The 6,223-nt window shown below is 40.8% G+C and carries 5 protein-coding genes; 4 read left to right on the top strand and 1 reads right to left on the bottom strand.

All coding sequences use genetic code 11. The annotated features are described in order from the left end of the window. Nucleotides 1–156: 156 nt before the first annotated feature. Nucleotides 157–654, top strand: coding sequence for a methylated-DNA--[protein]-cysteine S-methyltransferase (locus ACIQVU_RS13520; RefSeq protein WP_340805243.1), 498 nt, complete (start codon nt 157–159; stop codon nt 652–654). Between the two features lie 110 nt (nt 655–764). On the opposite strand, the gene ACIQVU_RS13515 is transcribed toward ACIQVU_RS13520, so the two are convergent. Continuing rightward, nucleotides 765–1,934 (bottom strand): PucR family transcriptional regulator, encoded by a 1,170-nt coding sequence (locus tag ACIQVU_RS13515; protein WP_340805244.1) that lies wholly within the window; start codon nt 1,932–1,934, stop codon nt 765–767. A 139-nt stretch (nt 1,935–2,073) separates the two neighbouring features. On the opposite strand from ACIQVU_RS13515, the gene ACIQVU_RS13510 reads away from it, so the two are divergent. The 3 genes from ACIQVU_RS13510 (at nt 2,074) to ACIQVU_RS13500 (ending at nt 6,217) form a co-directional block, all read left to right on the top strand. Then, nucleotides 2,074–3,318, top strand: coding sequence for a Zn-dependent hydrolase (locus ACIQVU_RS13510; RefSeq protein WP_402895968.1), 1,245 nt, complete (start codon nt 2,074–2,076; stop codon nt 3,316–3,318). A 36-nt stretch (nt 3,319–3,354) separates the two neighbouring features. Beyond that, nucleotides 3,355–4,758 carry a dihydropyrimidinase gene (hydA, locus tag ACIQVU_RS13505; RefSeq protein ID WP_402895966.1) on the top strand — a complete coding sequence of 468 codons (1,404 nt, stop codon included), beginning with the start codon at nt 3,355–3,357 and terminating at the stop codon, nt 4,756–4,758. 91 nt (nt 4,759–4,849) lie between these two features. Continuing rightward, nucleotides 4,850–6,217, top strand: a complete 1,368-nt coding sequence (locus ACIQVU_RS13500; protein WP_402895964.1) for an NAD(P)-dependent oxidoreductase — start codon at nt 4,850–4,852, stop codon at nt 6,215–6,217. The last annotated feature ends 6 nt before the right edge of the window (nt 6,218–6,223 follow it).

Genomic DNA, 6,223 nt, shown 5'->3' with positions numbered 1-6,223 from the left:
ATATGAACGCAGGACAAAATCTGAAAAACGAAGCGATAAGGCTTCTAACCGTAGGGACTACGGGGATAGCCTAATCCATAACTGGCGGTGACGCTAGTGTTCTTAGGAATCCCCTACTTCAATAACTAAGTGGGGGTAGTTCAAGGAGGTCATTATATGAAACGATATAAACTAGATTATCAATCACCAATTGGTGTGATTGAAATTGAAGGTACAGCTACAGCGATTTATGGCATTAATTTTTCAGAGCGAGAGCAGCTTGTACATATGCCACAGCAAGACACACCGCAAGTTATGCTAGACTGCTACAAGCAACTGGATGAATACTTTATAGGGGAGCGCTTTGACTTTACATTTCCTTATCAATTTGAGGGAACAGCCTTTCAGCAAGCAGTATGGCATGCCTTACCAAATGTTACCTATGGTAAAACGGCTTCCTATAAAGATATTGCTCTTGCTATTCACAATGAAAAGGCGGTAAGAGCTGTTGGTAGTGCGAATGGCAAAAATAATATTAGCATCGTTGTTCCTTGCCACCGCATTATCGGCTCAAATGGGACATTAACAGGCTATGGCGGCGGTATGTGGCGTAAAGAATGGTTGCTCCAGCATGAACAAGCCCACTATGAGAAGATCAAACAGCCAGAGAATTAACGTCTAATGATGAAAATAGGGTGCAACTCTAGGGGAACCAAAATTAATAAATTTCTAGGCATTCGCAATAAAATAAACAGCCCTCAACGGTGAGTCGAGGGCTGTTTATTTTATTGATGTGTTAAGACATCCTCAATTAAAAAGGCAATATATAAATTGGTTTTTGTAAATGGATTACTTAAATCCATATCTAAAAGCATTTCAATTTTTTTGATTTTATAAAGCACTGTATTACGATGAATAAACTGACGCTCACTAATTCTGCTTGTGCTGCCATTTTCCTCAAGGAATATCCGCAAAAAGGACACATAATCGGTATTGTGCAATTCATCATAACGATAAAGCTGCCCTAAAATATCCTGACTAAAGGCCTTCATTAGCGTTTGATTTTGTATCGCCATAATAATTTTATAGACACCTATTTCCTTGTATTTATATAAATACCGATTGTTGTGAAGCTGTGCTAAATGGATAACCGCTAATGACTCCTCATAGCTTGTGCGAATATGCTCAAGCTCTTTATAGAAATTACCTTTACCAATCATTAGATCGACAGCACCATTTTTTAACATAATTTTGTGATAAATATCTTCAACAATTTTTGAGAATGGAATATTTGGTGTATTGATTTGTGCTTTATCAATTAAAAAAATAAGGTGATTTTTATGCTTTAATTTTAGGAAGTGCTTATAGCGATTTTGAAAAGCGAATTGAATCATCACTTCATAGCGGTCAATGGCTGCTTGTGTATCAATGGTTGTACACGTAATAATCGCCAATTCTCTGCCTTGCGGAAATCCTAGCTGTGCTAATTGCTCTTTGATCGAATGAGCGTTATGCTTGTCCTGAAAAAGTAGATGGAATAGCACCTTCTCCTCAACGGACAGCTCTTGATGGTGGCTAGCAATAAATTGAAAGGTTGTTTTTAATAGGTCGGCAATACGATAATGCCATGGCATTTGAAAAATAGGGAAATCATGCTTATTGGCAAAAGCGATAACAGCCTGTGGAATATCAGGAATATATGGACCTATGTTAATGATAAAGCCAGCTACCTTTTTGGCGTAGGCTTGCTGTACAAGCTGTTCTAGAGCATTTTCATATGCATCTATATGAATGCCCGTTGTGACAACTAATTCATTAGGTCTGCAAAACATCATTAAATCAAGGCTTTCTACAACATTAATACCTGTCACGCGTCGATACGTACCACTATGTCCAGCGACTAATGTTAGCATCGGGAATTGAATGCCCTCTACCATTTTACGAATCGTCCCCATATTTTCCCCCCTTATTATGAACATAACGTACCATATAGAATGTGCAGTTGCACATATTTTTTTAGTTTTCTCTCCATATCTCGTAGCTTTTATCTATTTTAGAATGTTTAATAACTACTGTGAAAGAGAGGACTTGCATATGTATAAATGTAATAGTAGACGATTGCAAGAGTTAATCGAACAATTTAGTCGGTTTGGAGCCACTGATAATGGAGGCGTTACACGTTTATCTCTTTCGAATGAGGATATATTAGCGAGAAACTATTTTTGTGAGTGTTGTGAGGCATTGGGGATGAATATTCAAATAGATGATATGGGGAATATTTATGCCACATTGCCCGGCAAAAAGAATGTACCCCCAATTGTGATGGGTTCCCATTTAGACTCGGTTGAAAAGGGTGGAAGATTCGATGGCGTATTAGGTGTATTAACAGCAATCGAAGCGATTCGAACAATTAAAGAAAATGGTATTGATATAGAGATACCTCTTACAATCGTCAATTTTACAAATGAGGAAGGGGCACGCTTTGACCCAGCCATGATGAGTTCAGGGGTGATTACCTCGAAGTTTGCTAAAGAGAAAATGCTGCAATCTACAGATAAAAATGGCATTAGCTTTCAAGAGGCATTACAGGCAAGTGGCTATCAAGGGAAAAAGGAGCATCGTTTAACAGAAGCACTTGCCTATCTTGAACTGCATATTGAGCAAGGTCCTATATTGGAGGCACAGCAATGTGAAATTGGTGTTGTGGAGGGTGTGCTTGGCATGGTTTGCTATGAGCTAACGATTACGGGGCAATCGAATCATGCGGGAACAACACCGATGTCAATGCGCAAGGATCCTATGATTGTAGCGTCAACGATCATAACGGAGTTACATGAGCAGCTAGGGAACATTGATGAACAGCTTGTCTATACATTTGGTCGTATGCATGTTACACCAAATATTCATACAGTTATTCCAAATAAGGTAACGTTTACGATTGATTCACGTCATCAAAAGCCAGAGGTGATGCAGCAGGTTGAGGATATTTTGCTAGCACTGCCAGAAATGGCGGCGGGCTGTTCTATTCAGCCAGTCAAGCTATGGGGCAGAGAAACGGTGTACTTTGATACCACGATTTGTCATGAAGTAGAGCAAGCCTGTCAGCGCTTTGGGTATACTGCGCATCGTATGTTTAGTGGTGCAGGACATGATGCACAGTATATGGCAAGCATTGTTCCTTCAGCGATGATTTTTGTGCCTAGTATACAAGGTAAAAGTCATTGTGAGGAAGAAGCAACAACCTTTGAGGATTGTGTAAAGGGCGCGGATATTTTATTAGAAACGGTATTAACGCTACAGACGAAATTTAGTATGGGCGAAACATATACATTGCATTAAGCATTCTCTAATTTTGTAACGAAGGGTGAGGGCATAATGAAAAAAATCATTAAAGGTGGACGAGTAGCAACGGCTGCGGATGTTTTTGAGGCAGATATTTTAATTGAGAACGGAAAAATCGCGCAAATTGGGCAAAGCTTAGAGGCTGCTGGTGCGGAAGTAATTGATGCCACTGGTAAGCTTGTACTACCAGGGGGAATTGATCCGCATACACATTTAGATATGCCATTTAATAATACGGTAACAGATGATGACTGGAAATCTGGCACGATTGCAGCAGCATTTGGTGGCACAACGACGATTTTGGATTTTTGTTTAACAGCAGGAGAGGAAAAGCTAGCAACAGCCGTAGCCAAATGGCATAACAAGGCAAAAGGGAAATCTGCTATTGACTATGGGTTCCATTTAATGATTGGTGATTTAACACCAGAAACCACAGCCGAATTACCTAAAATTTTAGAGCAGGAGGGGATTACCTCCATCAAAGTCTTTATGGCATATGCAAAGGAATTTCAAGCGACAGATCGTACATTATTTAAAGCCTTTAAAATTGCCAAGAACCTTGGGGCAGTAGTGATGGTGCATTGTGAGAATGGCTCTGTGATTGATGAGCTTGTGGAAGAAGCGAGAAGCGCTGGTCAGAAGGAGCCAATTTATCATGCATTGACACGTCCAGCAGAGCTTGAGGGTGAGGCAACAAAGCGTGCTATTGAATTAGCGCATATCGCAGGTGCGAAGCTTTATGTCGTGCATGTTACATGCAAGGAAGCAGTGGATGAAATTATTGCTGCGCGTGAAAAGGGCTATGATGTTTATGGTGAAACATGTCCACCATATTTAACGCTTGATCAATCTGCTTTAGCACAGCCGGGCTTTGAGGGTGCAAAATATGTTTGGTCACCACCGCTGCGTCCGAAATACCATCAGGAGCATTTATGGCATGCATTAAAGGCAAAGCAGCTACAGACAATTGGCTCTGACCAATGCTCCTTTAGCTTTAAGGGTAAAAAGCAGCTAGGCTTAAATGACTTCTCGAAAATACCAAATGGCGGACCATTCATTGAAGACCGCTTCAGTATTTTATATTCCGAAGGTGTAGCAAAAGGTAGAATTTCCATCCATGAATTTGTTGATATGATTGCTACGAGTGCCGCAAAAATATTTGGCTTATTCCCGCAAAAGGGAACAATTGCTATTGGCTCTGATGCGGATATTGTTATTTTTGATCCTGAGGCAAAGCGCCAAATTTCTGCTAAAACACATCATATGAATGTTGATTATAACCCATATGAAGGCTGGGAGGTGACGGGTGAACCTGTTAGTGTACTTGTTCGAGGAGAATATGTTATTAAAAACAAGGAATTTGTAGGCGTACTTGGTAGCGGGCAATATATTAAACGTCCATTACAGGCAGTCACGAAGGAAGCATTGGAGATTTAATGGAGCGGGCCGATTGTTTTGGATGGAGAGCAAAGCAATCGGTTTTGTCGTAGATGCACGGAAAAAATGAACACATGAGGGGGATGTGGAAATGGCTCCGATTCAAGAAAATACGATGACCATGCAGTTGAAGCGTAATTTTGTGGAAATTACCAAGAAAATGACAAAGAGTGAAGCGATTGAGGAAGCCAATCGTTGTCTATATTGCTATGATGCACCTTGTATTCAAGCTTGTCCAACAAGTATTCAAATTCCAAATTTCATAAAAAAAATTGCATCTGGTAATATGAAGGGCTCTGCCACGACTATATTAGAAGCAAACCCTATTGGTGCAAGCTGTGCAAGGGTTTGTCCAACAGAGGAACTATGTGAAGGGGCGTGTGTCTTACATGCTGCAACAAAGCCGATTCGAATTGGCGAGTTACAGCGCTATGCAACAGATTGGGCAATGGAAACAAATGCACAGCTATTTAAGGCTGGGCAAAGCAATGGACAGAAGGTAGCTATTATTGGTGCGGGCCCTGCTGGTTTATCAGCAGCGCGTGAGCTAAGTCGATTAGGCTATCAAGTAACGATTTATGAGGCCGAGGCAAAGGCTGGAGGCTTAGGCAGCTATGGTATTGTCGCATTCCGATTACCAAATGAAGTGGTCGATTGGGAAGTGGCACAAATTGAACAGCTTGGTGTGACGATTCAAACCAATACAACAGTTGGTGTGGATATTACCGCAGATGATATTTTAGCGCAGTACGATAGCGTTATTTTAGCAGTTGGGATGGGGGCAGTACCTAACTTAGGTATTGAAGGTGAGGATTTACAGGGTGTACATGATGCGATTGCATTTGTGCGAGCAACAAAGATAGGAACGCTTACAAATGATCTTGCTGGCAAGCGTGTAGCGGTGATTGGTGCTGGTAATACAGCAATTGATGGTGCAACATGTGCAGTACGTCTAGGGGCAGATAATGTCCAAATTTTATATCGAAGAACACAAAAAGAAATGACAGCGTATAAATTTGAATATGAATTTGCTAAGCAGGATGGGGTAGAATTTAAGTGGCTAACAGCACCAAAGAAAATACTTGGCAATAAAGACGGGCAAGTGACAGGGATTGAATGTGTCAAAATGCAGCTTGGTGAGGCTGACCCTGATGGACGTCAAAGACCAGAGGAAATAAAGGGTTCTAATTTTGTGATTGAAGTGGATGCCGTTATTAAAGCGATTGGGCAAACGCGCTTTGTTTCGCTAATTGAAGCATTTGGTTTGGCACATACCAATGGGGTTGTTGATATTGATGAAACAACAATGCAAACATCTAATGACAAAGTGTTTGCCTGTGGAGATGTTGTCTTTGGCAATGGACAGGGTGAAGCGATGGTGGTGACCGCTGTACAGCAAGGAAAAGATGCAGCATACAAGATTCATGAACGTTTAAGAAAACCAAGTGAGATTGCATAAAAGGGG

It is taken from the genome of Lysinibacillus sp. NPDC098008, assembly GCF_044760715.1.
GTDB lineage: Bacteria > Bacillota > Bacilli > Bacillales_A > Planococcaceae > Lysinibacillus.
Note: the sequence above shows the minus strand (reverse complement) of the source record. Positions and strands in the feature narration are given on the sequence as shown.

Bases quoted from the DNA above. Each gene is read 5' to 3' on its own strand.
- ACIQVU_RS13520 (WP_340805243.1), top strand. From the start codon at position 157: ATGAAACGATATAAACTAGATTATCAATCACCAATTGGTGTGATTGAA.
- ACIQVU_RS13515 (WP_340805244.1), bottom strand. From the start codon at position 1,934: ATGGGGACGATTCGTAAAATGGTAGAGGGCATTCAATTCCCGATGCTA.
- ACIQVU_RS13510 (WP_402895968.1), top strand. From the start codon at position 2,074: ATGTATAAATGTAATAGTAGACGATTGCAAGAGTTAATCGAACAATTT.
- hydA (WP_402895966.1), top strand. From the start codon at position 3,355: ATGAAAAAAATCATTAAAGGTGGACGAGTAGCAACGGCTGCGGATGTT.
- ACIQVU_RS13500 (WP_402895964.1), top strand. From the start codon at position 4,850: ATGGCTCCGATTCAAGAAAATACGATGACCATGCAGTTGAAGCGTAAT.